The following is a 26676-nucleotide window of genomic DNA, read 5'->3' as shown; positions in this document are numbered from 1 at the left end:
CCTTGCGTCAAGCGAAGTCGAATGCGTCCAGGTTTATCCCGACAGCAAAGACATCCTCGATCGTCAACGAGCCGATCAAGGTTTCGATCAAAAGATCGGTCCTGCCGTCGATTGTATAGGTGGTGACACTCTCATCGCCACCATCAAAGAACCCGTTTCCATTGGTGTCCAGCAGGCCGAGTTCTGCATCGTTTGTGGGCGTTACAGTGCCATAATGCGTGTGTGCAAACGAAACACCGTCAAGAACGATCCTGTCGCCCGCGTCGCGACTAAAGCCTTCGATGGTGCTGTTGCCCGTCCCTCCCCGAAACACGAAACGATCGTCGTTCCCGCCTGCAATAACATGGTCCGCGCCCTCGCCGAAAATGAAGGTATTTCCGCCCCACCGATCCTCTAAAACATCGTCACCTTCACCACCATCAAGCGTGTCCGCGCCAAAGCCGCCGCGTAGGGTATCGTGCCCGTCGCCACCATCGAGATAGTCGTCCCCGACGTCGCCAATCAGCCAGTCATGGCCGGCGCCGCCAAACAGCTTGTCGTCGCCCGCGTCGCCATAGATGTAGTCCATGCCGGTCTCACCCACCGCCACATCATCGCCCTGCCCGCAATAAATCTCGTCGGCCCCGCCACGCCCGACGATGTAGTCGTCGCCGCCCATGGCCCAAATCTGATTTGGACCTTCGGTTCCAAAAAACATGTCGTTGCCATTGGTGCCCACGACGCCTTCGACCGAAATCAGTTGTTCCTCGACAACAGCGCCTTCCAGGATGATTTCGCCTTCAATATGAGGCCCGGAAATCACCTCGTCCGCTTCCAGGACGAGCGCCATTCCCTTTTGCAAATCCACGATGACCTGCGCGGCGCCTTGATAGGACACGACGTCAAACCCCTCGCCTCCGTCAAAATAGTCCACGCCGTCGCCACCCCAGAAAAAATCGTTGCCGCCCAGTCCGTCAAACCAACTGTCGTTTTTATTCCCCAAGACGACATCGCCCCGCTCGCTTCCAGACACATCCAAGGCCATTTGGGAAAACCTTTCGTGGTCCCCGTTGATCCACATGCCCTGGTAGTCCCAAAATGCTCTCAATTGGTTCGACCTGCCCGCAAGCTGAGCGAAGTTATATCCGTCGCTATCGCGATTGGCCTCGGTAAAAAACCATCCTATCGCCGGAATAAAAAGGGTCCCGTCGTATTCTTTGTGGTCGTATTCATAGGGCTTGCGGATCATGGCCGTTTTCCTTTGGACAACTCTTGCCCAAAGGCTAGCAAAACGCCGCAAAGCGGTCAGGTCATGAAAACCGTGCCTTTGCTGGAGTAGGGTTGCACCCGGCCTTTAGCCCCGCACCGGACGCCCCGTGAACCCCCATCCGGCACATCCGCGTATGCATGGAATGTGCATGCAATGTGCATGAGTTGTGCCCCCGGCAAAACCCAGCCTCATCAACGTGTTAAGGAGTGATTCCCTGCGGCGTCCCGGCGCCGGGCGGACCCGGCGCGCCCGGATCGCTCAGCCCTGCGCCAGCTTGTCCTTGATCAGCGCGCCGACCGCGCCGAAATCCATCTGGCCACTGTATTTCGTCTTCAGCACGCCCATGACCCGGCCCATGTCGCGGATCGAGTCCGCGCCGACCTCGGCCACCGCCGCATCGACCGCCTTTGCGACCTCGTCATCCGACAGTTTTCGCGGCAAAAAGCCTTCGATAACAACGATTTCCGCCAGTTCGCGCTCGGCCAGGTCCAGCCGCCCGCCCTCTTCATAGGTCTTGGCGCTTTCGCGGCGCTGCTTCACCATCTTGGCAAGGATCGACAGGATCTCGGCCTCGCCGACCCCGTCTTCCTGACCTTCGCCGCGCAGCGCGATGTCGCGATCCTTGATCGCCGCATTGATCAGCCGGATCGTCGACAGCCGGGCGCTGTCCTTGTCCTTCATGGCCTGTTTCATCGCCGCGGTGACGCGCGCCCGAAGTTCCATGTTCCCCATCCCCGTTGGTTTCATGCAAAATGGCACCATATGCGAAGACGCCAACCGGCGCAACCTGCGGAGGGATCCGACAAGCCCCTGTAAAACAAGGATTATTCTTTTCCCGCGCGGACTTGACCCGGTGCGCCTGCGGGCATAGTTTCCCGCCAATTTGCCCATTATCAGGAGTCGCGCCATGCCCCAGGACATCTCGCGCAAACCCACAGCCTGTCTGGCACTGGCCGACGGCACCGTGTTTTACGGACAGGGCTTCGGCGCGACCGGCGAAACCGTGGCAGAGCTGTGTTTCAACACCGCGATGACCGGCTACCAGGAGATCATGACCGATCCGTCCTATGCCGGGCAGATCGTGACCTTCACCTTTCCCCATATCGGCAACACCGGCGTCACCCCCGAGGATGACGAAACCGGCGACCCGGTGGCAGACGGCATGGTGGTCAAATGGATGCCCACCGACCCGTCGAACTGGCGCGCGGCACAGGATTTGTCGGCCTGGCTGGCGGCCCGTGGCCGCATCGCCATCGGCGGCATCGACACCCGCCGCCTGACCCGCGCGATCCGCCAGCAAGGCGCCCCGCACGTGGCGCTGTCGCACGATCCCGAAGGCAATTTCGACATCGCCGCGCTGGTCGCAAAGGCCCGCGCCTTCCGCGGGCTGGTGGGGCTTGACCTGGCCAAGGACGTGACCTGCGCGCAAAGCTATCGCTGGGACGAAATGCGGTGGGCCTGGCCGGATGGCTATGCGCGCCAGACCAATGCCCGCCACAAGGTGGTTGCGGTGGATTACGGGGCCAAGCGCAACATCTTGCGATGCCTTGCGAGTGCCGGGTGCGACGTGACGGTGCTGCCTGCCTCGGCCACCTATGACGATGTCATGGCCCATGATCCTGATGGCGTCTTTCTGTCGAACGGCCCTGGTGACCCGGCAGCGACCGGCGAATACGCCGTACCGATGATCCGCGACCTGCTGGACAAGACAGAGCTGCCGATCTTCGGCATCTGCCTGGGTCATCAGATGCTGGCACTGGCGGTGGGTGCAAAGACCATCAAGATGAACCACGGTCACCATGGCGCCAACCATCCGGTGAAAGAGATCGAGACCGGAAAGGTCGAAATCACGTCGATGAACCATGGCTTTGCGGTAGACAGCCAGACCCTGCCCGATGGCGTGCTGGAAACCCATGTGTCGCTGTTCGACGGCTCGAACTGCGGAATCCGCATGGCCGATCGCCCGGTGTTTTCCGTCCAGCACCATCCGGAAGCAAGCCCCGGCCCGCAGGACAGTTTTTATCTGTTCGAACGGTTCGCCGCCTCGATGGACCGGGCGGCCGGTTAAGCCACGATTAACCATCTGTTAAGGCTCGGGTGCTCCACTGGTTTCAGCCAGTGGAGCACCCGAGCCATGCCCGATTCCATTCCAGACCGAATTTCCGCGCAGGACAGCGTGCGGCGGCTGGGTCTGCGTCCGGGCGTGCCGATGGCGCGGTTGCTGATGGACGCGGGCGCAGCGTCGCCACGGCAAATGCTGACCGCGCTTGGCGATGCCAAACGCACCGGCGCTAGCCTTGACCAGGTGATGTTGTCACAGGGGCTGGCAAGCCCCGAAGACACGCTGGCCAGCCAGGCGGTGCATCATGGCGTGCTGGTCGTCGATCCCGTCACTGTACCGCCTGATCCGACGCTTGCGGGGATGATCGACCCGGAATTCAGCCTGCAGCACGCTTTCCTGCCCTGGGCCCGGATTGGTGACACGGTGCTGATCGCCACCGCAAGGCCAGAGGAGTTTGCCGCCACCTGCGCCCGCCTGCCGACGGGGATTGGCCCGCTGCGCATGGCGCTGGCGCTGGAAAGCGATCTTCAGGCGGTGATTGCCGAACGTCACGCCCACGATCTGGCCCGGGCGGCGGAAACCTGGGTTCGGGCGGAAGAAAGCTGCCGTGATTTCAGGGAACTCAGCGGCCGGCGCCTTGCTGTTCTGGCCACGGCCGGGGGCGGCATGGGTCTGGCGCTGATCCTGTGGCCTCAGCTGTTTTTCGCGGTGGCGGTGGGGCTTGCGATGCTGTCACTGATCGTGTCGCAGATATTGAAGATCGCAGCCGCCTTTGCCGGGCAGGCCCACGTGCCACCAGACAATCGCCGCATCGTGCCCGCGCGCTATCCGATGGTCAGCGTCCTGGTGCCTTTGCTGCATGAAAAGGACATCGCCAGCACGCTGATCCGCCGCCTGTCGCGGCTGAGCTATCCCAAATCCCGGCTTGAGGTCTTGCTGGTACTGGAGGCTGCGGATGACCAGACCAAGGCCGTGCTGGCGCACACCAACCTGCCCGGCTGGATGCGGGTGATCGAGGTCCCGCCAGGCAGCGTGACCACCAAGCCGCGCGCGCTGAACTATGCATATCGGTTCAGCAAGGGTGAAATTGTCGGCATCTATGACGCCGAGGATGCCCCCGACCCGCACCAGCTTGAGCTGATCGCGGCCCGTTTCGAAACCGCTCCGCCCGAAGTCGCCTGCCTGCAAGGCGCGCTGGATTTCTACAACCCACGCGCCAACTGGCTTTCGCGGTGCTTTACCATCGAATACGCCGCCTGGTTCCGGGTCTTGCTTCCCGGGCTGGCACGGTTGGGCTTTGCCATCCCGCTGGGCGGGACAACCGTGTTCTTTCGCCGTCACGTGCTGGAAGAGGTCCGCGGCTGGGACGCCCACAATGTGACCGAGGATGCCGATCTGGGCATTCGCCTTGCGCGCTATGGCTATCGGACAGAAGTCGTGCCGACCGTCACCCGGGAAGAGGCCAACAATCGCCCCCTGTCCTGGGTCAAGCAGCGCTCGCGCTGGCTGAAGGGATACCTGGTTACCTACCTTGTGCACATGCGCAGCCCACGCCGTCTGCTGTCCGATCTGGGGCCGTGGAAATTTGCCGGGATGCAGGCTGTTTTCCTGACCACGATCCTGCAATTCACGCTGGCGCCACTGCTGTGGTCGTTCTGGCTGGTGCAACTGGACCTGACGCATCCGGCGCAGGCGTTGCAAGAACCGGTGTTCCATGCCCTGCTTGCGCTCTTCCTGCTGTCCGAAGGGGTGTCTTTGCTGGTCGGGAGCCTCGCCCTTGTGCGCAGCCCGCATATCGGGCTGATCCCCTGGGTGCCGACGTTGATCCTCTATTTCCCTCTGGCAGTTGCCGCCGCCTACAAGGCGTGGTGGGAACTGCTCGCCGATCCGTTCTTCTGGGACAAGACAACCCACGGCCGCTCCGGACCGGATCCCCCGGCGTGATCAGCGCGCCTCGGACGTATTGTCCAGTTTCAGCCGCGTGACAAAGGCCACCGAAATATGGTCGCGCAGCGCCTTGTAGGCCGCATCTTCGTCCCGCCGGGCGATTGCATCGACGATCGCCTGGTGTTCAGCCATCGCGATTTCCCCCCGGCCCTGCGCCGCGAGCGACGTGGTTGCCATCAACGCCATCGACCGGTGCACAAGGTCCAGCTGCTGCACCAGGTACCGGTTGTGCGATGCCAGGTGGATCATCTTGTGAAACCGCCGGTTCGCCCGTGCCAACGCAGACGGATCGTTCATCAGGGCCCGGTCTTCGTCCACCATCTCTCGCAGGACCTGAATTTCCTCCTCGGTCGCGTGACGGGCGGCCAGCCGCGCGGCCAACCCTTCCAGTTCGGTCCGCACCACGTAAAGTTCGGCCATCTGGTTGTGGTCGAGCGAGGCCACGATCAGCGATCGGCCATCCCGCGCCAACAGGGACTGTGTTTCAAGCCGTTGCAACGCTTCGCGAATCGGCGTTCGAGAGACTCCGAAACGGTCGGCCAGATCACTCTCGACAAGCCGGTCTCCGGGCTTGAATTCGCCCATGTCGATCGCCTCGAGGATCAGGGTATATGCATCCTTCTGCGGCGATTTCGCTTGCGGCATGGTCTACCTCCCGGGTCAGTCGCGGCAAGATAGCCCCCCGACGGCCGAACTTGCAAGTTGGCCATTGCCGCATGGGCCGCGCGCCCCTAGCTATGGCGCACGCAACCCGGGACACAACCATGCCGAAAAACCGTTTCAGCCACGTCAAGACCTGGGTTTTCGACCTCGACAACACGCTTTACCCACCCGCGGTGCGGCTTTTCGATCAGATCGAGGTGAAGATGACCCGCTTCGTGATGGAGGCGCTGGGGGTCGACCATGACCGCGCCAACCATCTGCGCAAGCACTACTGGCGCACCTACGGCACCACGCTGGCCGGTTTGATGCGCGAACATGACATCGACCCGGGTCCCTATCTGCACGACGTGCACGACATCAGCTTTGAAGCACTATCCCCGGATCCGCATCTGTCAGAGTTGATCCAGTCGTTGCCTGGCCGCAAACTGGTCTATACCAACGGTTCCGCCCCCTATGCGGCGAAGGTCCTGAAGGCGCGCGGACTGGATGCCGCGTTTGACGAAATCTACGGCGTCGAACACGCCGATTACCACCCCAAGCCCGAACGCCGAGCGTTTGAAACCGTGTTCGGCCTGGCCGGGATCGATACGGAATCGGCCGCCATGTTCGAAGATGACCCGCGCAACCTGGCCGCCCCGCATGACATGGGCATGCGCACCGTTCACGTCGCCGAAACCCCGGTCGAGGCCGAGCATATTCACCACCACACAGAGGACCTCGCGCAATTTTTGGCAAGGATCACATAAGTAAATTCAAATATTCATATATGCGACAATATGAACATGTGATGGGCGTGACAGAAAATATATGTGTACTGGACAACATAAAATCCAGTGGAGACCTTCATGACCCAAATCGACACCTCGCCTGCAACTTTCGGTGGTGCCGTTTCCGAAATGCCGCTCGGGTTCTTTGCCCGCAACGGTCTGGCTGCCTTCTACCTGCTTCTGGCCGTACTGGTCGTGCTATGGGGCGTGGCCGTCTACACTTGGGGCCCGGTCGCCCTGACCGTGCCCGCACTGGTCATGGTGCCGGTGGTCTATGCCGTTCTGATCACGATCACTGTCGGGAAGTGATGCCGCATGGCTCCTGTCTGCGGCTGGCGTTAGACTGGCCGCAGTGAAGGAGCTGTTCGATGGATCATGACATCGTCATCTCCGGAGGCGGGATCGCCGGGCTTACCGCCGCGGCCGCCTTCGGAACCCAAGGGTTCAACGTTCTGTGCGTGGACCCTGCCCCGCCGGTCACCACCCGCGACAGCGACGGGTCGGACCTGCGCACAACCGCGTTCCTGCAACCGGCGCAGGCGTTCCTGGAACGCGCGGGCCTTTGGGCCCGGCTGGCCCCCCATGCCATGCCCCTGCAGACCATGCGCATCGTCGACGCAGGCGGAGACATCCCCGAACCGCGCGTGATCAAGGATTTCGACGCCTCCGACATTTCCGCGCTGCCGTTCGGCTGGAACCTGCCGAACTGGCTGCTAAGGCGCGAGATGGCGGCACATCTGGACCAGATGCCCACTGTCGATTTTCGCCCCGGTACCGCCACCACCACGCTGTTCACCCGCACGGCAGAGGCCCGCGTCGGGCTCAGCGACGGCACAAACGTCCGCTGCAAGCTGGTGATCGCCGCCGATGGGCGCGGCTCTCCGATGCGAAAGGCCGCGGGGATCGGGGTGCACACCACCCGTTTCGGGCAAAAGGCGCTGGCCTTCGCGGTCACCCACCCGATCCCGCACGGCAATGTCTCGACGGAAATCCACCGCACCGGCGGCCCGTTCACGCTGGTCCCGCTGCCCGACTACAACGGGCTGCCCTCCTCGGCCGTGGTCTGGATGGAAGAAGGCCCCAAGGCACAGGACCTGTTCGCGCTGGCCGATGCCGATCTGGAGCGCGCGATGACAGACCGGTCCTGCGGCCTGTTTGGCCCGCTGAAACTGGCCTCGCGCCGCACAATCTGGCCGATCATCGCCCAGCACGCCGACACGCTTTACGGCGAACGTCTGGCGCTGGTGGCCGAAGCCGCCCATGTCGTGCCCCCGATCGGGGCACAAGGCCTGAACATGAGCCTGAACGACATGGTGGCGCTGCTGGAGCTTGCGGAAAAGCACCGCGACACGCTTGGCGATCAGCCCATGTTGCAGGCCTATCACCGCGCCCGCATGACCGATATCCGCGCCCGCGTCGCCGGCATCACCCTGCTCAACCGCACCTCGATGCTGTCGGCGCGGCCGCTGCGCGACCTGCGGGCCAAGGGGCTTGACGCGCTCTATTCGATCAAGCCAGTGCGCACGACGCTGATGCAGATGGGCCTTGGCACCCGGGCGCGTTGACCCGTTTCTTTTGCCTTGAAAAGACCTCGGGGGTGAATTTTCTCTGAAAGCGAAAAGAGGGGGCAGCGCCCCCTCTTCTCACCGTGCCAAACCGGACAGCGCCCGGATCAAAGCACCTGGTCCAAGACCCCGCGCAGCCGCGCCACGGTGCCATCCACGTCATAAAGCTTGTCCAGCCCGAACAGCCCCAATCGGAAGGTAGAAAAGCCCTGCGGCTCGTCACATTGCAGCGGCACACCGGCGGCAATCTGCATACCCCTGGCGGCAAAGGCGCGGCCCGACTGGATTTCCGGATCAGAGGTATAGCTCACCACGACCCCCGGCGCGCCGAAGCCCTCTGCCGCGACCGATTTCACGCCTTTCTCTGCCAGCATCGCACGCACCGCGTTGCCCAGCGCCCATTGCGCCCCTTTCAGCCGGTCAAAGCCATATTCGCGGGTTTCCAGCATTGTGTCGCGGAAAGCGCGCAGGCTGTCGGTGGGCATTGTGGCGTGATAGGCATGGCCGCCGCCTTCATAGGCCGCCATGATCGACCGCCATTTCTTCAGATCCAGCGCGAAACTGTCCGAGCTGGTCTCTTCCATCCGCGCCATGGCGCGATCGGACAGCATCACCAGTCCGGCCGCAGGGGTCGACGACCACCCTTTCTGCGGGGCAGAGATCAGCACATCGACACCGGTCGCCTGCATGTCGACCCAGATCGTGCCCGAGGCGATGCAATCCAGCACCATCAGCGCGCCAACCTCATGCGCGGCAGAGGCCAACGCGGTGACATAGGCATCGGGCAGGATCACACCGGCGCTGGTTTCGACATGCGGCGCAAAGACGATGTCGGGTTTCAACTCGTGGATTTTCGCCACCACCTTGTCAATCGGGGCGGGCGCAAAGGCAGCGGTCGGCTCGTTGCCGGTCTGGCGCGCCTTCATCACCGTGGTGTCGGCGGCAAAGCCCCCGGCGTCGAAGATCTGCGTCCAGCGGAACGAAAACCAGCCGTTGCGCACCACCAGCACGTTGGCGCCATGGCCGAACTGGCGCGCGACCGCCTCCATCCCGTAGGTGCCGCCCCCGGGGACCACCGCCACCGCGTCGGCGTGATACACCTCTTTCAGCATGTCAGAAATGTCGCGCATCACCTGCTGGAACGTCCCCGACATGTGGTTCAGGGACCGGTCGGTGAAGACGACGGAAAATTCCTCCAGACCCTCAGGGTCGACGGTATCAAGCAATGCCATGGCTGGCGCCTCCTTTGTCCTTTGCGCCGTGCTAGCGCGAATGACGCCCAAAGGCAAAAGCAGATATCAACCGCACCGCAGGTTCAGGGCCGTTCTGGCGGCGCGCCTGCAACCGGTCGGTCTGGCATGTCCTCAGATCGGCCCGGGGCGTCGCTCTTCGCTCAACATCACGTTGGCCTCGACATTGCCCACCCCCGGCAGCGTCATGATGCGCCGCCGCAGCACACGTTCGAAATCCGACAGGTCCCGCGCCGCCACCCGCAGACGATAATCGTACATCCCCAGCACATGTTCAACCGTCTGCACCTCTGGGATGGCACAGACCGCGCGTTCGAAATCCTCCAGGCTGACACGCCCCTTGGTGGCCAGCTTCACCCCCAGAAACACCGTCACGCCAAAGCCCAGCGCCGCGCGGTCCAGGTCCAGCCGCGCGCCCGCGATCACGCCGGCCTCTCGCAAACGTTTCAGCCGGCGCCAGGCCGCCGGTTGCGACAGGCCGAACTGCCGGCCCAACGCCCCCGCGCTGATCTGCGCATCACGTTCCAGCGCCCGCAGAAAGCCACGGTCGATCTCGTCCAGGTCCATCACAGCGGCAGCGCCTCGTCGGTTTTCAGCCGGGCGATATGCACCAGCGATTCAATGTCGGAAATGTGCGGCAGCGGCAAAAGCCGTTCGCGATAGATCTGCTGGTAATGCGCGATATCCCTCGCAATGACTTGCAGCCGCACATCGACCACACCCAGGAATGTCTGGAGTTCCAGCACCTCGGGCACCTCGCGCGCCGCTGCCAGGAATTCATCGAAGGCGCGCGGCGCGGTCTTGTCCAGCGTCACCCGCAAAGAAACCTCGACATCATAGCCCAGCGCGGGCCAGTGGATCACCCCGCGCACCCCGCGCAACACCCCGGACCGGCGCAACGCCTCAAGCCGCCGCGACAGGGTGGTCGGGGTCACCCCGGCCCGGCCCGCCAGATCCGAGGCCGCGATTTCCGGTGCGGCCTGGTACTGCCGAAGTATGCGCCTGTCGGTATCGTCAAGCATGATTTCTCCGAATTTTTAAGATTTTAGGAATTACTGTGCATCATCTTGCTAGAAATATCCAAAAAACGCAAACACACTCGGCGTCACAGGGCTATTTTCCCCGCCAGAAACACAAAGGAAGGAGCGCCAAGATGCGCGTTTATTACGATCGCGATTGCGACATCAACCTGATCAAGGACAAGAAGGTCGCCATCCTGGGCTATGGCAGCCAGGGCCATGCCCACGCGCTGAACCTGCGCGACTCGGGGGCCAAGAACATCGTCGTTGCCCTGCGCGAAGGTTCGCCCTCGGTCAAGAAAGCCGAAGCCGAAGGTCTGGCCGTGATGGGCATCGCCGAAGCGGCTGCCTGGTGTGACGTCATCATGTTCACCATGCCCGACGAATTGCAGGCAGAGACCTATAAGAAATACGTTCACGACAACCTGAAGGAAGGCTCGGCCATCGCCTTTGCCCACGGCCTGAACGTGCACTTCGGCCTGATCGAGCCCAAGCCCGGCGTCGACGTCATCATGATGGCACCGAAGGGCCCGGGTCACACCGTGCGCGGCGAATACACCAAGGGCGGCGGCGTGCCCTGCCTGGTGGCCGTGCACAATGACGCAACCGGCAAGGCGCTGGAAATCGGCCTGTCCTACTGCTCGGCCATCGGTGGCGGCCGCTCGGGCATCATCGAAACCAACTTCCGCGAAGAATGCGAAACCGACCTGTTCGGCGAGCAAGTCGTTCTGTGCGGTGGCCTGGTCGAACTGATCCGCATGGGCTTCGAAACCCTGGTCGAGGCCGGTTACGCGCCGGAAATGGCCTATTTCGAATGTCTGCACGAAGTGAAGCTGATCGTGGACCTGATCTACGAAGGCGGCATCGCCAACATGAATTACTCGATCTCGAACACCGCCGAGTACGGCGAATACGTGTCCGGCCCGCGCATCCTGCCCTACGACGAAACCAAGGCCCGCATGAAGGACGTCCTGACCGACATCCAGCGCGGCAAGTTCGTGCGTGACTTCATGCAGGAAAACGCCGTTGGCCAGCCCTATTTCAAGGCCACCCGCCGCATCAACGACGAGCACCAGATCGAAGCGGTCGGTGAAAAGCTGCGCGAAATGATGCCGTGGATCTCGGCCGGCAAGATGGTCGACAAGTCGAAGAACTAAGCAGCCCCGGCGGGGGGGCCCCCGCCCGCCCGACACAGGGAAAGGCCAGCGCGGAGACCGCGCTGGCCTTTTTCATGTCGAAGCGCGCTGCAAAAACAGGTGGCGCTTATCCCGCCGCCTTCTGCTCGGCCTCTTCGGAATGCCAGTCGATGCCGTAAACTGCTTTCATGTGACCCTGGAAATAGTCGCGCATCAGCGGGAAGCCCTCGGCCAGCTTCACGAAATCCTCGCGCGCGATGACCATGATCTTGCAGTCGCTCAGCGCCTTGACCGTGCCCGACCGGCGGCGGTGCCCCAGCAGCAGCCGTTCGCCGAAATGGCCGCCCGGCCCGATCACCTTGGTCACCTGTTGCCCCGCATCGTCGGTATAGGTTAGCTCGACCTCGCCCGAAACGATGGTATAGAACCCGTCCGCGCGCGTGCCGGTCTCGAACACCCGGTCGCCTTCGCGATAATGCACGAAGCGCACGCCCCGGTCGGCACCGCTGGTCAACTGCACCACGGACCGCGGTGTGAACAGATCGTAGATCCAGTTCGTCAGAACCCGCAGCTTGGTCGGAAAGCTCGGCAGGAACGACAGGTAGTAGGCACGCCACAACAGCCATGCGGGCAGCCCCGACAGGTTCAGACCCCAAACCTGTGCCACGCCCTTGTGCGCCCCAAGCGACGCAAGGGCACCTTGCGATTTGTACTTGAACGGCGTCATCGTCTTGGCCCGCAAAGAGGCGGCCATGTTGTTCCCCAGATGCCGGGCTTCGCGCACGGCGAATTGCGCGGTCGGCGGGGCAAAATCGTCGCGCGCCTCGGCGCCGTCCTTCATCGGGATCAGCGCGCAATCGCCCAGCGCCCAGACGTTTACGTGGCCTTCGACATTCAGATTGCGGTCGACCTTGATCCGGCCGTGCGCTTTGGGCAGGTCCATCCGCTGCACCACGGGCAGCGGCGCGTTGCCGATCGTGGCGACGATCGTCCGGGTCGGAATTTCCTCGCCGGTCGAGGTGATCAGCCGCGTGCCGGTGGCGGATTTCACCCCGGTGTTCAGCATGATCTCGATCCCGCGCGCCTTCAGCTTCTCGGCGGCATAGGCCCCCAGTTTCTCGGGCAGTTCGTTCAGCACCCGGGGCGCGAATTCCACCACGATGGTGCGCACCTCCTCGGGCTTGATGTTGGGATAGTATTTCAGCGACCGGTCGATCATTTCCTTCATCTCGCCCACGGTCTCGACCCCCGAGAACCCCGCGCCGATGACACAGAAGGTCAGCGCCTCGCGCTTGACCTCGGGCAGGTTGGTGATGTCGGCATGTTCCAGCCGTTCGATCACATGGGCGCGCAGCCGCCGCGCATCCTCCAGGTTCTTCATGGTCAGCGCGTGGTCCGACAGGCCCGGCATCCGGCTCAGGTCACTGCCCTGCCCCAGCGCGATTACCAGCTGGTCATAAGGCACCTCGGTCGGGCGGCGCTGCACACCCTGGAACACGGTCACCACACGGCGTTCGAAATCCACGTTTTCGACCCGCGCCTTGCGCACCGTGATCCCCTTCAGCAGGAACCGCAAAGGCGAAACCGCCTGAACGGCGTTGATCGAGCCCGCGCCAACCTCAGGCAGAAGCGGCTGGAACACGAAATAGTTCTGGTCGCTGATCAGCTCGACCCGGACATGGGTGCCAAGCTTTTTCTTGATTTCCTTCGCCGCGAACATGCCAGCGAAACCGCCACCAAGAACAAGGATACGCTGGGCCACGCAAAGCCCCCTTTTCTGCCAAAGCTATCCTCCCGCATTGGCCTATAGCGCAGGACCGAGCGGAATTCCAAGCCCCGCACGGCAAGTATATTCATGTAAGCCATTGAAATCACTTGCATACCATGGCATCCCGAATGGTGCATCCAGACAAGCTGTGGAAAACATTACAAAAGGCGCCGCGACCGCCTGCCCGACCCAGGGAACGATGTTGCAATTTCGCCCGCGGTTTTCGCGATTGACCCCCGCCGCGCGGCGGGTCATGTGCTGCTCACGCCCAAAGGAGAGCGACATGGAACCACAGATCACCGCCCGGAACTGGATACAGATCCTGGCATTGGGCCTTGTCTGGGGCGCGACATTCCTTGTCATGGAACTGGCCCTGCGTGGCATTGGCCCGGCATGGCTGGCCGCAGGGCGCATCGGCTTTGCCGGGCTTCTGACGCTGGCGATCTGGTGGCTGCGCGGCGCACGCTTGTTCCTTGGCGACGCGACGGACTGGGGCACTCTGGCGATCTGCGGGCTCCTGTCCACCGCCTTGCCCTTCATGCTGCTGACCTTCGGGTTGCAGCATGTCACCTCGGGCTTTGCCGGCGTGTCAATGGCGGCGGTGGTGCTGATGGTGCTGCCGCTGGCGCACTTTCTGATCCCGGGCGAAAAAATGACGCTGCGACGCACCCTGGGGTTTGTCATCGGCTTTGCCGGGATCCTCGTATTGATCGGGCCCGGCGCCTTTGCCGCGTCCGGTGCCGAGGGCGAGGTGCTGGGCCGACTGGCCTGCCTGGCCGCAGCGTCCTGTTATGCAATCAGCTCTGTTCTCTTGCGCCGTCTTCCCGCCATCGACCCGCTGGGGCTGACGGCCATGACCTTCGTCATCGGCTCTGCCCTTGTGCTGCCCGCGGCCTGGCTGATGGAAGGCCCACCGCCGCGTACCGACGCGATCACCCTGTTCTGGGTGGTGGTTCTGGGCATGATACCCACCGCCGCCGCCAACCTGTTGCGCATCCTTGTCATCCGCAGCGCCGGCCCGGTGTTCATGGGCCTGGTAAATTACATGGTGCCCGTTGCGTCTGTCCTGCTGGGCGCGCTGATCCTGTCAGAGCCGCTGCCCCCCGGCCTTCTGTCAGCCATGATGCTGATCCTTGCCGGCATGGGGCTCAGCCAATACGGCGCCCTGTCGCGGCTATTCCGGCGCCGGCCCCTGCCCTGACCCTTTCATCTTTCCAAAAATACTCACATGCCACGCCCGCCACGCTGCCCGGTGCCTGGCAGACTACCCGTTCTGCACCGCCTGCCACAACGACAGCGCCTGGCAGGTTTCCTGCACGTCGTGCACGCGCAGGATCTGCACACCTTGCGCCGCCGCCGCCAGTGCAACGGCGACAGATCCCAGAACCCGTTCCCCCGCGGTTTCGACCCCGGACAAGGTCCCGATGAATTTCTTGCGCGACGCGCCGACAAGGATTGCGCAGCCGAGGCTGTGGAACAGGCTGATCCGGTTCAGGATGGCCAGGTTATGATCCAGTTTCTTGCCAAAGCCGATGCCGGGATCGACGATGATCCGGTCGCGCGGTACGCCCAAGTTTTCCAGAAACACCACCTGCGCCGCAAGGAAATCATAGACGTCCAGCAACACATCGTCATAGCGCGGGCTGACCTGCATGGTTTCCGGGTCCCCCAAGGCGTGCATGATGCACACCGGCAGGCCCTTGGTGGCGCAAAACGGCGCCAAAGCCCGGTCATAGGTAAAACCGGACACATCATTGACCACATTCGCCCCCTGCCCGACCGCTGCCCGCGCCACGGCAGCCTTGCGCGTGTCAATCGAGATCGGCACCGACACCGCGTGGCGCAGGGCGCCGATCACCGGTTCGGTCCGGGCGATTTCCGCCTCGACCGGGATGGTCTGCGCGCCGGGGCGGCTGGATTCTCCACCCACGTCGATCATCGTGGCCCCGTGTGCCACCATCTGCCGACCACGTGCCACGGCCATCGCTGGTACTTCGTGCCGTCCACCGTCGGAAAAGCTGTCGGGTGTCACGTTCAGGATGCCCATGACATGGGGTCGCCCCATGTCCAGCCCGGCAATATCGGCCCGCGGGGCAGCAATGCGCGCCACCACATCGGGCGGCACGTCAGCGATCGGGATCACCCGCGGCGGCGCGGTTCGGCAGAGGCATTCGACATCAGAAAACCAACCCTTGCCGCCGGCGACGGGCTGCGCCTCGGCGGGGCGGGTCAGATCGAATCGTACAATAGGGCGATAGTAATGCGACATAACGAAGTGTGATTGCGCGATTCCGGGCACCCCGGCAATAAGAAATTTTGCACGTATACCTTTTCGTCCGAGAATGGGCGGCAAATCGCCTTAGGGCACATCGCCCCCAAGATCGCTCAACCCTGAGGCGCCAAATGTCCTGGCAAACCAGGCGGCCAGCGCCTGGGCGTCGGCCACGCTGTTTCCCGGCCCTTCAACCGCATCCAGAACGATCTTTGACGGCGCCCAGACGCAGAACTGGCCATGTTTCATGGCCCAGTCGATTTCTGTCCGGCTGGCCACCACGACACAGCGGGCGTCGCGTCCGGCCAGGACCCAGGCGTTCTGTTCCATTGCCAGCAGGTCGATCCGGCGCTGCGCCAGCGGATGCGTGGAATGCGGTCGCGTCCCGTCCGGCAAACCGACGCAAAAGATTACAGGTTCGCCCACCGTTTCCAGCGCGTCGATCTGCGCGTTCAGGTGATCTGAATGAATGGCCAAGTTGGATACAAAAACAACGCGCGGATGCGGCCCGTCTTCCCCCCCGATGCCCGGCCGGTCGCGCAGTTGCTGCCTGGACCGCACGATTTCAACGCCAAGCGCTCCAGGGCCGCGATCCAGCTTTTCGATCCGCACAAAGGCGCGCACGGCCTGCGGTTCAACGAGAATGCGTTCTGCAATCCGGTCTGCCAGCGTTTCCAAAAGGTTCAGTCGTTCGGCCGCCAATTCGTGGGCAATCGCCTCGGTCACGCGATCATAACTCAGGATGCGATCCACGTCGTCATCAAGGTCGGGGGCCTGGGCCACCTCGACCACGACGTTGAAACAGACCCGCTGAGTGGTGCCGCGTTCCTGCTGGAACGCTCCGATCTCGACCTCGACGATATGATCGCGCAGGGAAATGCGATCCAAAGGCGCACCGTCATCTGTCGCCATCGACCGTTCGGACGGATGGGCGAAGGCAAGGCGGATTTCCTGGCTCATGACATCCCTTTCGTCCCGTGGCCATAGGGCGGACGCTATCACAAGGCGCAAAGTCGCTTCCGTCGCAAGCGGCAGGACGCGCCCGGAAAGCGGCGTATCAGTTTTTCGAGACCCGATAGTCCTGACGATAGAATTTGTGCACACCGATGGTCGCGGTCTTGTGGAACACACGTGCCCACCGCGGGGCAACCTGCGTGGTGTGGTAATGGGTGGCACCATCGGTCAGGCTGCGCGGCGCGCCGTCCAGCATGGCGCGCGCCACGCGACCCACACGATCATAGGCAGCAGGTTCGTGGATCGTCTCGGCGCGACCGTCGCAGGTATAGGTGAATTGGCAGGCAAATTTCTTGCCCGTGCCCTGGTTCACGACGCCACAAACGGTGTTGGGAAAGCGCGGGCTGTCGACCCGGTTCAGGATCACCTCGGCCACGGCAAACTGACCTTTGACGGTTTCGCCGCGAGCCTCGAAATACAGCGCCTCGGCCAGGCATTGCCACTGCTTGCCGCCGGTTGGTGCGGGTTGCGACGCCAGCCAGTCCTTGTCGTAGCGAACCTTCTTGGCCCCGCGTTGCTTTACAGGAGTAGCCAGCTTGCTCAGGTGGCCCGGGGCCGCCGCTTCAAGGCCGCGGCGTTCCTGTTCGATCAGCCGGGCAGCGCCTTCAAATTTCAGCTCGGCATGGGCCGGCATCGACAGGCTCAGAAGCGCAGCAATGGCCGCTGTCAGTACTCGCATCGGGGCAGTTCCTTCACGTCATGAAGGGCGCCACAGGTGGGCACCATCATCCAATCCGCAGGCTCTTAGCCAAAAAACGGGCAAAGGTCCAGAAAACAGCTATTCACGAGGCGCAAACCAGGGTTTCACCCTTGAATCTCCCCAGAATTGGTGGATGCCGCGCGTGTTTTAAGCCGATCTAGACCGAATCGCCAACTGTGCCGCGGCCAGTCTCGCGACCGGAACACGGAAGGGTGAACAGCTGACATAGTCGAATCCCGCTTCCCGGCAGAAGGCAATCGATTCGGGGTTACCGCCGTGTTCGCCGCAAATCGACAGGGTGATCTCCGGATCGCTTTGTCGCCCCCGTTCAGCCCCGATCTGAAGCAATTCCCCGACGCCTTCGGTATCCAGAACATGGAAGGGGTCCTCTGGGTAAACGCCCAAGCGGACATACTCTGACATGAACCGCCCGGCGTCGTCGCGCGACAGGCCATAGGTCATCTGTGTCAGGTCGTTCGTCCCGAAGGACAGGAAATGCGCGTGGTGGGCGATGTCGGCGGCGCGCAGGCAGGCACGCGGCGTTTCCACCATCACCCCAAGGCGATAGTCAAAATCCTGCCCGCGTTCATTGCGGACTGCCGCGGCGACCGCGTCGATCCGGGTGCGCACCAGTTCGACCTCGCGCCGGGCGCTGACCAGCGGGATCATCACCTCGGGCACGACCGGTTCACCATCCTTGCTGGCCTCGACCGTCGCTTCGAAAATCGCGCGCGCCTGCATGTCATAGATCTCGGGCACGGTGATGCCCAGGCGCACGCCACGCAGGCCCAGCATGGGGTTGTATTCCCCCAGGCTTTCGACCCGGCGGGTCACATCGCTGACCGGCAGGTCCAGCGCCTCGGCCAGGTCGCGCAAACCGGCGCGGTCATTGGGCAGGAATTCGTGCAGCGGCGGGTCAAACAGGCGGATGCAGACGGGCAAGCCCTGCATGATGCGGAAAAGTTCGGTGAAGTCTGCGCGCTGCATCGGCAAAAGCATCGCCAGCGTCGCCTTGCGATCCTCGACATCGTCGGCAAAGATCATCTCTCGCATCGGCGTGATGCGGTCGGCCTCAAAGAACATGTGCTCGGTCCGGCACAGCCCGATCCCCTCCGCCATGAAATTGCGCGCGGTCTGGGCGTCGGCCGGGGTGTCGGCATTGGCGCGGATACCGATGTCGCGCTTTTCATCGGCCCAGTCCAACAGGGTCCGGAACGCGTCGTCCAGCGACGCTTCGACCATGGCGGGGGCACCTTTCAGCACCTGGCCATTGGTGCCGTCAATGGTGATGATGTCGCCTGCGCGGAAAATCCGGCCCTTTTCGCCGATCACCTCCTTGCGACGCATGTGAAAACTCATCCGGCTGGCACCCACCACGCAGGGCAGGCCGATGCCGCGCCCGATCACCGCCGCGTGGCTGGTCATGCCGCCCCGCTCGGTCAGGATCGCGACCGAGGCATGCATGCCGCGGATATCCTCGGGGCTGGTTTCGCGGCGCACCAGGATACACGGTTCGCCCCGCGCGGCGCTGGCCTGCGCTTCGTTGGCGGAAAACACGATCTTGCCGGTGGCGGCACCGGGGCTGGCCGCGACGCCGAACCCGATCACGTCGCGTTCCGCATCGGGAGCCACCTGCCGGTGCAGCAGTTCCGAAATCGCGCGCGGCTCAACTCGCATCACCGCCTCTTCGCGGGGGATGATGCCGTCTTCCGCCAGGCTGACGGCGATGCGCACTGCCGCTTGCGGGCTGCGTGCAACACGCACCCCGTCAAGGATATGCAAGCGGCCGTTTTCAATGGTAAATTCGATCTGCATTTCCTCGCGCAGCCGCCGTCGCATCAGGGCCGCGTGTTCCTTGAGGTTGGCAAAGGCCTCTGGCGCCAGTTCTTCCAGCGACCGACCGCGCGGGTCCTTTTCCAGAAACAGCGACGCAGCGCCGGAGGCCAATGCCTCGCGGCCCTGGCTCTGGCTCAGGTAGCGGCCGGTGATCTGCGGTGCACCGGTTTCAGAACTGACCAACTGCAATACGCCAGAGCCACATTCCCCCTGCCCCAGCCCCAACGCCATCTCCTGCACGACAAGGCCCAGCCCCGCATCCATCGGCGCGCCTTTGGCCTGTCGCAACAGCCGCGCGGTGGTGCCTTCCCAGGCCCGCGCCATCGAGCGCAGCACCTCGGACAATTGCCGGGCCGGATCCTGCGGAAACGGCTCTTCGGCCTCGTCTTCATAGGCGCGCATCGCTTCGCCCAGGCCGATCTGACCGTCCTCGGCGATCTCGTCGAAAACATCGGGGTCCAGCCGCGCCACATGCACCGCATAGGCCTGAACGAAGCGCATGTAGATCGAGGCGGCGGCCTCGTGCCCGATGCGGTCGGACAAATCGACATAGCGCGCATCGTTCATCCCGATGTTCAGGATTGCCCCCGGGCCGCCCCAATCCGGATCTTCGGACGACGGGCGCACGCAAAGCAGCGCACCGTCGTCGAATTGCGCAAGGATCTTGGCAATATCGGGCATCTCTCCCGCGGCGATTTCATGCACGGTTTCAAAGGACAAGGCCACCGTGCAGGGCACCGGCAGGTCAAGCCGGACAAGGCGTTGCAGGCACTTCGCCCGACCGCCATGCGTTGGCGTCGTGATCGGCGCGCTGGGGGTCACGAGGGCGACGGCGGGGTCTTGGAGCGACGGTTTCTGCACTGCGGCACCTTTCTTGTTGCCGTCACAATACGCCGCCGCGCGGGGCTGGCAAGAGAGCATGTCGCCGGATCGCACAGGAGTCCGGGGCCTGTTCGGGGTGAGCAACGACAAAGAGGGGGCGTCGCCCCCTCTTGCCCCTGCGGGGCAATTCACCCCGAGAGTATTTGCCGGAAAGATGAAAGGCCAGTCAGCCTTCGATCCGGGACAGGTCGGCCACCTGAAGGCAGGTGCGGCGGATATCGCCCAGCAGGTTCAGGCGGTTCCGGCGCAGGATGTCACTGTCGGCATTGACCTGGACCGCGTCGAAGAACGCATCGACCGCCGGGCGTAGCGCGGCCATCGCGGCCATGGCGCCCGCGAAATCCTCGGTCGCCATCGCCGGGGCGATCGCTGCCTGCGCGACATCGAGCGCGGCGAAGAGCGCGGTTTCCTCAGGCGCATCCGCGAATTTCGCATCCGCACCGAAGCTGTATTCGACGCCATCCTTGTCCTCGGCCTGTGTCAGGATGTTGTTGGCGCGCTTGAAGCCCTGGATCAGGTTTACCCCGTCCTCGGTTGCCAGCATGTCCGACAGGGCCCGGGCGCGTTTGACCAGCAGCGTCAGGTTGTCCTTGCCCGGCATGGCCAAGCAGGCGTCGATCACGTCGTGGCGAATCCCTTGGTCGCGCAGATAGACCTTGAGCCGGTCATGGATGAAGGACAGCAGGTCGTCGCTGGTGTCGGGTTGGTGGTTGGCAATCTGCGCCACCCAATCGGGCGCATCGGCCGTTGCCAGTTTGTCGAGAGCGGTGCGGACGGCGGCGCCGAAAATGCCATGCCTGGCGATCTTTTCCAGCAGGTCGTCGCGCAGCGCGGTCTGGGCCGCATCGCCGTTTGTGTCGATCTGGTGGCGCAGCAGCTGCGCGTCGATGAACCGGTCGAGCGGCAGACGCAAATCATTGGTCAGTACCAGCCGGATCACCCCCAGAGCTGCGCGGCGCAGGGCATAGGGATCCTTGGACCCGGTGGGTTTTTCGTCGATCGCCCAGAAGCCTGTCAGTGTGTCCAGCTTGTCGGCCAGCGCCACAGTGATGGAGACAGGCGCGGTGGGCACATCGTCGGACGGGCCCAGCGGCGAATAGTGGTCGCGGCAGGCATCGGCCACGGCCTGCGGCAGACCGGCCTTTTGCGCGTAATACCGCCCCATGATCCCTTGCAACTCGGGGAATTCATAGACCATTTCCGAACTGAGGTCGGCCTTGGCCACCTGCGCCGCCGTCACCGCCTGATCGGTGTCCGCGCCGGTGATCGCAGAGAGTTTCCGCGCCAGCGCGGCGATGCGGGCGATGCGGGCGCCCTGGCTGCCCAGCTTGTTGTGGAAGGTCACTTTGTCCAGCGGCGCGGCCATGGCCTGCAGCCCCTGCCGTTCGACCATGCGCAGGTCGTTTTCCCAGAAGAACTTGGCATCGGACAGGCGCGCGGCCAGAACCTTCTGGTTGCCGGCCAGGATCGTCGCGCCATGGTCAGCGGTTTCGACATTGGCCACGGTGATGAACCGTTCGATCCGACCGGTCGCCGTGTTGCGGACCGAGAAGAACTTCTGGTGTTCCTTCATCGAGGTCTGCAGCACTTCTGGCGGCAGGTTCAGGAAATCCTCGCCGATCTGGCCCATCAGGACGACCGGCCATTCCACCAGACCGGCGACCTCGGCCAAGAGGCTACGATCTTCGACAACCTTGAGCCCGGCGGCGAACGCGGCGTTGCTGGCATCGTGCCAGATCGCCTCGGCCCGTTCCTCGGCGGACAGGATGACATGGGCACGTTTCAGCCGCGCCTGATAATCATCGAACGAGGTGACGGAAAACGCGCCCGGCGCCATGAACCGATGACCTTCGGTGACGTTGCCCGCCGCGATCCCGTCGACCGTCAGCGGCACGACCTCGGCGCCAGCCTCGTCCGTCAGGATGCAGAGGATCCGGTGCAGCGGGCGGACCCAGCGCAGGCTGCCCGCCCCCCAACGCATGGACTTGGGCCAGGGGAATGTGCGGATGACCGTTTCCAGCTGTTCTGCCACGATCTCGGCCGCCGCGCGGCCGGGGGTGACGACGGTGGCGTAATAGAAGCTGCCCTTCTTGTCCTCACGCTCTTCCAGCTGGTCGCGGGCCACGCCCGCGCCGCGCAGGAAGCCTTCGATCGCCTTGTCAGGAGCACCGACCTTCGGGCCACGGCGTTCCTCTCGCAGGGTGGGAGAGTGCGCCGTCAGCCCCTGGATCGTCAGCGCCAGTCGGCGCGGCGTGGAAAAGGTGGCGGCACCGGCGTAGGTCAGGCCGGCCTCAACCAGACCGTCGGTCAGGCGTTTCTTCAGGTCCTCGGCGGCACGGGTCTGCATCCGCGCGGGGATTTCCTCGGAAAAGAGTTCGATCAGAAGATCAGGCATCGGTCCGTATCCTTACTCGCGCGGCGGGCAGTTTTCGCCCAGGGGCGTGCCGTCATAGGCCTTGTCCCCGCATTCGTTGATTTCTTCCCAGACATAGCCGCGGCCATCGCCGGTGACGGCGACAACGCGGTCGATGCCGTATTCGATGTTGCGCTGCCCGGTGAAGACCAGGGCCGTTCCGGCCTCGATCTCGGCACCGATGGCGGCGGCATCGAAACAGTCGAACCAGCCCGGCGCGTTGCGCGGGGCGGCGCCGTCATAGGATTCATAGGTCTCGGACATCATCGCCAGCGACAGCGGCGTGGTGAAACAGGCGCGATACCGGATCGGGCTGCTGGTTGCGTCGATGGCGCGCAGGTCGGTTGTCGGGATTTCTTCCAGCTCTCCGCTGGCCAGGACGGTCAGGCGCACCACGGCCTGGTCGGCGGGCACGTCCTGATAGTAATAATAGACCTGAGTGTAATAGACGATCGCGCCGAAGATCAGCGAAATCAGCACGATGCCCCCTGCCAGCAGCTTCCCGCTCACGCTGCGTATCCTCCGGCTTCGGTCTGGACGAAGGCGTCGGCGCACATCTTGGCCAGCGCCCGGACCCGGCCGATATAGGCCTGCCGTTCGGTGACAGAGATCACGCCGCGCGCATCCAGCAGGTTGAATATGTGGCTGGCCTTGATGCACTGGTCATAGGCCGGATGCGCCATCACGATACGTTTTCCGGTCTTCGGGTCGTCATATGGCTCTGCCAGGATGCGGGCGCATTCAGCCTCGGCCTCTTCAAAATGGCGCAGCAGGACTTCGGTGTCGGCCACGTCAAAGTTCCAGCGGCTGTATTCCTGTTCGGTCTGGCGGAAGATATCGCCATAGGTCAGCGGGATTGGTGTCTGCGGGTCGTTGAACGGCATGTCCATGACATGGTCGATCCCAAGCACGTACATTGCCAGACGTTCCAGGCCATAGGTCAGTTCACCCGAAACCGGGTGGCAATCGTGGCCGCCGACCTGCTGGAAATAAGTGAACTGGCTGACTTCCATGCCGTCACACCAGACTTCCCAGCCCAGCCCCCAGGCGCCCAGCGTCGGGCTTTCCCAGTCGTCCTCGACAAACCGGATGTCGTGCAGCGCCATATCGATTCCGATCGCCTGAAGCGACCCGAGATACAGCGCCTGAAGGTCCGGCGGCGACGGTTTGATCAGCACCTGGTACTGGTAGTAGTGCTGCAAGCGGTTCGGGTTTTCGCCATAGCGCCCGTCGGTTGGGCGGCGCGACGGCTGCACGTAGGCTGCGGCCCAAGACTGCGTCCCAAGCGATCGAAGCGTCGTTGCGGGGTGGAACGTCCCGGCCCCGACCTCCATGTCGTAGGGTTGCAGCACGGCACAGCCCTTGGACGCCCAATAGGTCTGAAGCCGCAGGATGATTTCCTGAAAGCTGCGCGGTTTTACCGGTGTATCGCTCATCGCCAAGGCCCTTCGTCAGGTTGGCGCTTACCTATGACGCAACGGTCCAAGGGTCAATTGACCGGCTGACCATAATTTGAGGTGCACGCCTTTGCACATTTGGTAAAAGCCTTGTGACAAAACATCAAAGAGACAGGGCAAGGGCACTTCTTCACATGACCAAACGTGTTTTCCCGCTGGTCGCGGCCGCGTTCATTTTCGCGCAAACCGCCGTGGCCCAGGACATGACTTTCATCCAGATCGAGGCTCAGCCGAGCCTTGCGCGCGCAGAACAACGCGTGCGCGACTATGCCGGGGCGCTCAGCAACGTGAACGGCTTTTCGCTGGGCGCGGGCTGGTACGGGATCGCGCTGGGCCCCTATACCCGCGCCGATGCCGAGGCGCTGCTGCGCCAGCTCAGGGCCGAGGGGCGCATCCCGTCGGACAGCTATGTCGCCGGATCGGAAGAATACGAAAGCCAGTTCTGGCCCGTGGGCGCCAGCATTGCCGCCCCAGTGACCCCGGCACCGCTGCCGGTGCCAACTCCGGCGCCGGCCCCCGCGCCCGCGCCCGCGCCACAGACGCAACAGGCGCAACCGGTTCCGGCGCCTGCCCCCGTGCCTGCCCCCGCACCTGCCCCCGTGATCGACGAAACCCCGCGCGAGGCCCGCGCCTCCGAGGCGCGCCTGTCGCGCGAGGAACGGATGGAACTGCAGATCGCGCTGCGATGGGCCGGCTATTACAATTCCGCCATCGACGGTGCCTTTGGCCGTGGGACCCGCGGCTCGATGAGCGCCTGGCAAGACGCCAACGGGTTCGAAGCCACCGGCATCCTGACCACGATGCAGCGCGCCGAATTGCTGCGCCAGTACAATGCTGTACTGGACGGCATGGGCATGCAGACCGTAACCGAAACGCGCGCGGGCATCCGGATGCAATTGCCCATGGGCGTGGTGCGCTTTGACAAGTACGAAGCGCCCTTTGTCCATTACGCATCGACCAACGACATCGGCGCGCGTGTCCTGCTGATCAGCCAGCCCGGCGACCAGAGTACGCTTTATGGTCTGTACGAAATCATGCAGACGCTGGAAATCGTCCCGCTGGAGGGCGACCGGGAACGCACCCGCACCGGCTTTTTGCTGGAAGGGGCGAACAACCGAATCGTGTCGCACACCGAAACCGTTCTGAAAGACGGTCAAATCAAGGGGTTCACCCTGATCTGGCCGCAAGGTGACGAAGAACGCCGCACCCGTATCCTGGCACTGATGCAGGACAGCTTCGAATCCATCGCGGGCGTTCTGGACCCGGGCGCCGTGACCGGCACAGACCAGACCGTAGACCTGGTGTCGGGGCTGCGCATCCGCACCCCGAAAGTGTCGCGGTCGGGCTTTTATGTCGACACCTCGGGCAGCGTCGTGACCACAACCGAGGCGGTTCAAGGCTGTAGCCGCATCACGCTGGATGGCCAGTATGACGCCACGGTTGCCGCAGCCGACACCGCCAGCGGCATTGCCGTTTTGCGCCCGACGGGGACTCTGGCACCGATGCAGGTGGCAGCCCTGGCCAATGGCGCGCCGCGCCTGCAATCGGAAATCGCGGTGTCGGGGTATTCCTTCGAAGGCACCCTGCCCGCCCCGACCATGACCTTTGGCACATTGTCGGACCTGCGCGGTCTGAACGGTGAGGACGGCGTCGACCGGCTGGAAATATCTGCCCTGCCGGGGGACAGCGGCGGGCCCGTGTTCGATGCTGCCGGAGCGGTGATGGGGATGCTGCTGCCCAAGGAAAGTGGCACCCGGGTGCTGCCGGCCGAGGTGGGCTTTGCCGCCGACGTGTCCAGCCTTCGCGCGGTGCTGAGACAGGCGGGCGTGTCTGTGCAGACCAGTCGCGCCACGGGTGCCATGGCGCCCGAGGACTTGACCAACATGGCCACCGCGATGACCGTTCTGGTCAGTTGCTGGGAATGACGCGGGCCGCGCGACGCTCTTGACCGGCGTTGCGCCCCTGTCGTGGCGTGAGGGGCCAGCCCCTCACACTCCCCGGGATATTTTTCGCCAGAAGAAGGCGCAGCGGGGCGCTTAGTTCCCGGCGCGCTGCATCATCATTTCATGGACCGCCTGCATGCCGCGGTTGGCCATGTCCGTGACCTCTGCGGCGTGCACGTGCATCGCCTCGACCAGTTCGGGGTCATCGGAGGTTTGCACCACGACAATGCCCTCGTCGGTGATTTCGATCTCTGTCTGGATCCGGTCACCGCGTTCGAAGAAAATGTCGAGGGTCGGGCTCTGGATGAAAATCTTGGGGTCGCGCGCCTCTTCGACCCGGGTGATCATGCCGGTCACGTGGCTGACCAGCGCCGCCATGACATCGTCGTCGTGGGCGACGGTGACGGTGCGGATGCCATTGGGCAAGTTTTCGACCCGGCGGTCGATCAGCGGAAAGTTTCGGAACATCACTTGCAGTTCCAGGCTTTCTTCGGGTGTGGCGTCAAGACCGCGCAGGCCTGGCATGTTGACCTCGTCGTGGCCGGTGCCGTCGGCACCGTGCATGTGACCCATGCCGCCACCATGCCCCATTCCCTGAGCCAGCGCGGCGCCCCCCGTCAGCAATCCGAAAGCGAGCACCACCGCGCCGACAGTCCGCGATTCCATAAAACCTGGCATGTTCTGACCTCCGTCCATGCGTGTCCGTCCTTTTGGCACAAAAACCTGGACAGCG

At 63.5% G+C, this 26676-nt stretch carries 23 protein-coding genes; 8 read left to right on the top strand and 15 right to left on the bottom strand.

All coding sequences use genetic code 11. The annotated features are described in order from the left end of the window. Nucleotides 1–7: 7 nt before the first annotated feature. Nucleotides 8–1228, bottom strand: a complete 1221-nt coding sequence (locus VK792_RS07135; protein WP_326296724.1) for a calcium-binding protein — start codon at nt 1226–1228, stop codon at nt 8–10. Nucleotides 1229–1507: 279 nt separating this feature from the next. After that, the gene (locus tag VK792_RS07130) at nt 1508–1972 is read right to left on the bottom strand and encodes a GatB/YqeY domain-containing protein (protein ID WP_326296723.1); all 465 of its coding nucleotides are present in this window, start codon (nt 1970–1972) and stop codon (nt 1508–1510) included. Nucleotides 1973–2156: 184 nt separating this feature from the next. On the opposite strand from VK792_RS07130, the gene carA reads away from it, so the two are divergent. Together carA and VK792_RS07120 are read left to right on the top strand one after the other, a co-directional pair. Beyond that, nucleotides 2157–3317 carry a glutamine-hydrolyzing carbamoyl-phosphate synthase small subunit gene (carA, locus tag VK792_RS07125; RefSeq protein WP_326296721.1) on the top strand — a complete coding sequence of 387 codons (1161 nt, stop codon included), beginning with the start codon at nt 2157–2159 and terminating at the stop codon, nt 3315–3317. Nucleotides 3318–3383: 66 nt separating this feature from the next. Further along, entirely contained in the window at nt 3384–5255 is a 1872-nt protein-coding gene (locus VK792_RS07120; protein WP_326296720.1) for a glycosyltransferase family 2 protein, read from the top strand. Here the strand turns inward: VK792_RS07120 and VK792_RS07115 are convergent, their stop codons facing one another. Then, entirely contained in the window at nt 5256–5903 is a 648-nt protein-coding gene (locus VK792_RS07115) for a GntR family transcriptional regulator (protein ID WP_326296718.1), read from the bottom strand. It abuts the gene before it with no gap. A 119-nt stretch (nt 5904–6022) separates the two neighbouring features. Here VK792_RS07115 and VK792_RS07110 point away from each other — a divergent pair, with 119 nt between their 5' ends. From VK792_RS07110 to VK792_RS07100, 3 genes are all read left to right on the top strand, one after another. Next, complete coding sequence (locus VK792_RS07110; protein WP_326296717.1) at nt 6023–6667, top strand: pyrimidine 5'-nucleotidase; 645 nt, start codon at nt 6023–6025, stop codon at nt 6665–6667. A 99-nt stretch (nt 6668–6766) separates the two neighbouring features. Continuing rightward, a complete protein-coding gene (locus VK792_RS07105; protein WP_326296716.1) occupies nt 6767–6997 on the top strand; it encodes a hypothetical protein in 231 nt (76 codons plus the stop codon). 59 nt (nt 6998–7056) lie between these two features. After that, nucleotides 7057–8253, top strand: coding sequence for a UbiH/UbiF family hydroxylase (locus tag VK792_RS07100; RefSeq protein ID WP_326296714.1), 1197 nt, complete (start codon nt 7057–7059; stop codon nt 8251–8253). Nucleotides 8254–8360: 107 nt separating this feature from the next. Here VK792_RS07100 and VK792_RS07095 read toward each other — a convergent pair whose 3' ends face one another. The 3 genes from VK792_RS07095 to VK792_RS07085 all read right to left on the bottom strand — a co-directional run bounded on the left by VK792_RS07095 (nt 8361) and on the right by VK792_RS07085 (nt 10525). Further along, nucleotides 8361–9485 (bottom strand): aminotransferase class V-fold PLP-dependent enzyme, encoded by a 1125-nt coding sequence (locus tag VK792_RS07095; RefSeq protein ID WP_326296713.1) that lies wholly within the window; start codon nt 9483–9485, stop codon nt 8361–8363. Nucleotides 9486–9617: 132 nt separating this feature from the next. Further along, nucleotides 9618–10073 (bottom strand): Lrp/AsnC family transcriptional regulator, encoded by a 456-nt coding sequence (locus tag VK792_RS07090; protein WP_326296712.1) that lies wholly within the window; start codon nt 10071–10073, stop codon nt 9618–9620. Then, complete coding sequence (locus VK792_RS07085) at nt 10070–10525, bottom strand: Lrp/AsnC family transcriptional regulator (RefSeq protein ID WP_326296710.1); 456 nt, start codon at nt 10523–10525, stop codon at nt 10070–10072. Before VK792_RS07085 ends, VK792_RS07090 begins: the two co-directional genes overlap by 4 nt. A 131-nt stretch (nt 10526–10656) precedes the next feature. Between VK792_RS07085 and ilvC the strand changes: the two genes are divergently transcribed. Further along, nucleotides 10657–11679: a ketol-acid reductoisomerase gene (gene ilvC / locus VK792_RS07080; RefSeq protein WP_326296709.1), complete on the top strand. Its 1023-nt coding sequence runs from the start codon at nt 10657–10659 to the stop codon at nt 11677–11679. Nucleotides 11680–11785: 106 nt separating this feature from the next. On the opposite strand, the gene VK792_RS07075 is transcribed toward ilvC, so the two are convergent. Beyond that, nucleotides 11786–13420, bottom strand: a complete 1635-nt coding sequence (locus VK792_RS07075) for an FAD-dependent oxidoreductase (protein ID WP_326296708.1) — start codon at nt 13418–13420, stop codon at nt 11786–11788. 289 nt (nt 13421–13709) lie between these two features. On the opposite strand from VK792_RS07075, the gene VK792_RS07070 reads away from it, so the two are divergent. Further along, a complete protein-coding gene (locus tag VK792_RS07070) occupies nt 13710–14627 on the top strand; it encodes a DMT family transporter (protein ID WP_326296707.1) in 918 nt (305 codons plus the stop codon). 63 nt (nt 14628–14690) lie between these two features. On the opposite strand, the gene folP is transcribed toward VK792_RS07070, so the two are convergent. From folP to VK792_RS07035, 7 genes are all read right to left on the bottom strand, one after another. Next, the gene (gene folP / locus VK792_RS07065; protein WP_326296705.1) at nt 14691–15695 is read right to left on the bottom strand and encodes a dihydropteroate synthase; all 1005 of its coding nucleotides are present in this window, start codon (nt 15693–15695) and stop codon (nt 14691–14693) included. Nucleotides 15696–15785: 90 nt separating this feature from the next. Further along, nucleotides 15786–16658, bottom strand: coding sequence for a dihydroneopterin aldolase (locus VK792_RS07060; RefSeq protein WP_326296703.1), 873 nt, complete (start codon nt 16656–16658; stop codon nt 15786–15788). Nucleotides 16659–16755: 97 nt separating this feature from the next. Next, nucleotides 16756–17391, bottom strand: coding sequence for a cell wall hydrolase (locus tag VK792_RS07055; RefSeq protein WP_326296701.1), 636 nt, complete (start codon nt 17389–17391; stop codon nt 16756–16758). A 168-nt stretch (nt 17392–17559) separates the two neighbouring features. Beyond that, nucleotides 17560–20169 (bottom strand): putative PEP-binding protein, encoded by a 2610-nt coding sequence (locus VK792_RS07050; RefSeq protein ID WP_326296700.1) that lies wholly within the window; start codon nt 20167–20169, stop codon nt 17560–17562. A gap of 127 nt (nt 20170–20296) precedes the next feature. Further along, a complete protein-coding gene (glyS, locus tag VK792_RS07045) occupies nt 20297–22525 on the bottom strand; it encodes a glycine--tRNA ligase subunit beta (protein WP_326296699.1) in 2229 nt (742 codons plus the stop codon). Between the two features lie 12 nt (nt 22526–22537). Further along, complete coding sequence (locus tag VK792_RS07040; RefSeq protein WP_326296698.1) at nt 22538–23053, bottom strand: DUF6446 family protein; 516 nt, start codon at nt 23051–23053, stop codon at nt 22538–22540. Then, nucleotides 23050–23979 (bottom strand): glycine--tRNA ligase subunit alpha, encoded by a 930-nt coding sequence (locus tag VK792_RS07035; RefSeq protein ID WP_326296696.1) that lies wholly within the window; start codon nt 23977–23979, stop codon nt 23050–23052. Before VK792_RS07035 ends, VK792_RS07040 begins: the two co-directional genes overlap by 4 nt. A gap of 155 nt (nt 23980–24134) precedes the next feature. On the opposite strand from VK792_RS07035, the gene VK792_RS07030 reads away from it, so the two are divergent. Beyond that, the gene (locus VK792_RS07030) at nt 24135–25925 is read left to right on the top strand and encodes a serine protease (protein ID WP_326296695.1); all 1791 of its coding nucleotides are present in this window, start codon (nt 24135–24137) and stop codon (nt 25923–25925) included. A gap of 111 nt (nt 25926–26036) precedes the next feature. On the opposite strand, the gene VK792_RS07025 is transcribed toward VK792_RS07030, so the two are convergent. Continuing rightward, nucleotides 26037–26621 carry a hypothetical protein gene (locus VK792_RS07025; RefSeq protein WP_326296693.1) on the bottom strand — a complete coding sequence of 195 codons (585 nt, stop codon included), beginning with the start codon at nt 26619–26621 and terminating at the stop codon, nt 26037–26039. Between the last annotated feature and the right edge of the window lie 55 nt (nt 26622–26676).

It is taken from the genome of Mesobacterium hydrothermale (assembly GCF_035818635.1).
Lineage (GTDB): Bacteria > Pseudomonadota > Alphaproteobacteria > Rhodobacterales > Rhodobacteraceae > Mesobacterium_A > Mesobacterium_A hydrothermale.
The sequence above is the reverse complement of the archived record's forward strand: the minus strand, read 5'-3'. Positions and strand labels throughout refer to the sequence as shown.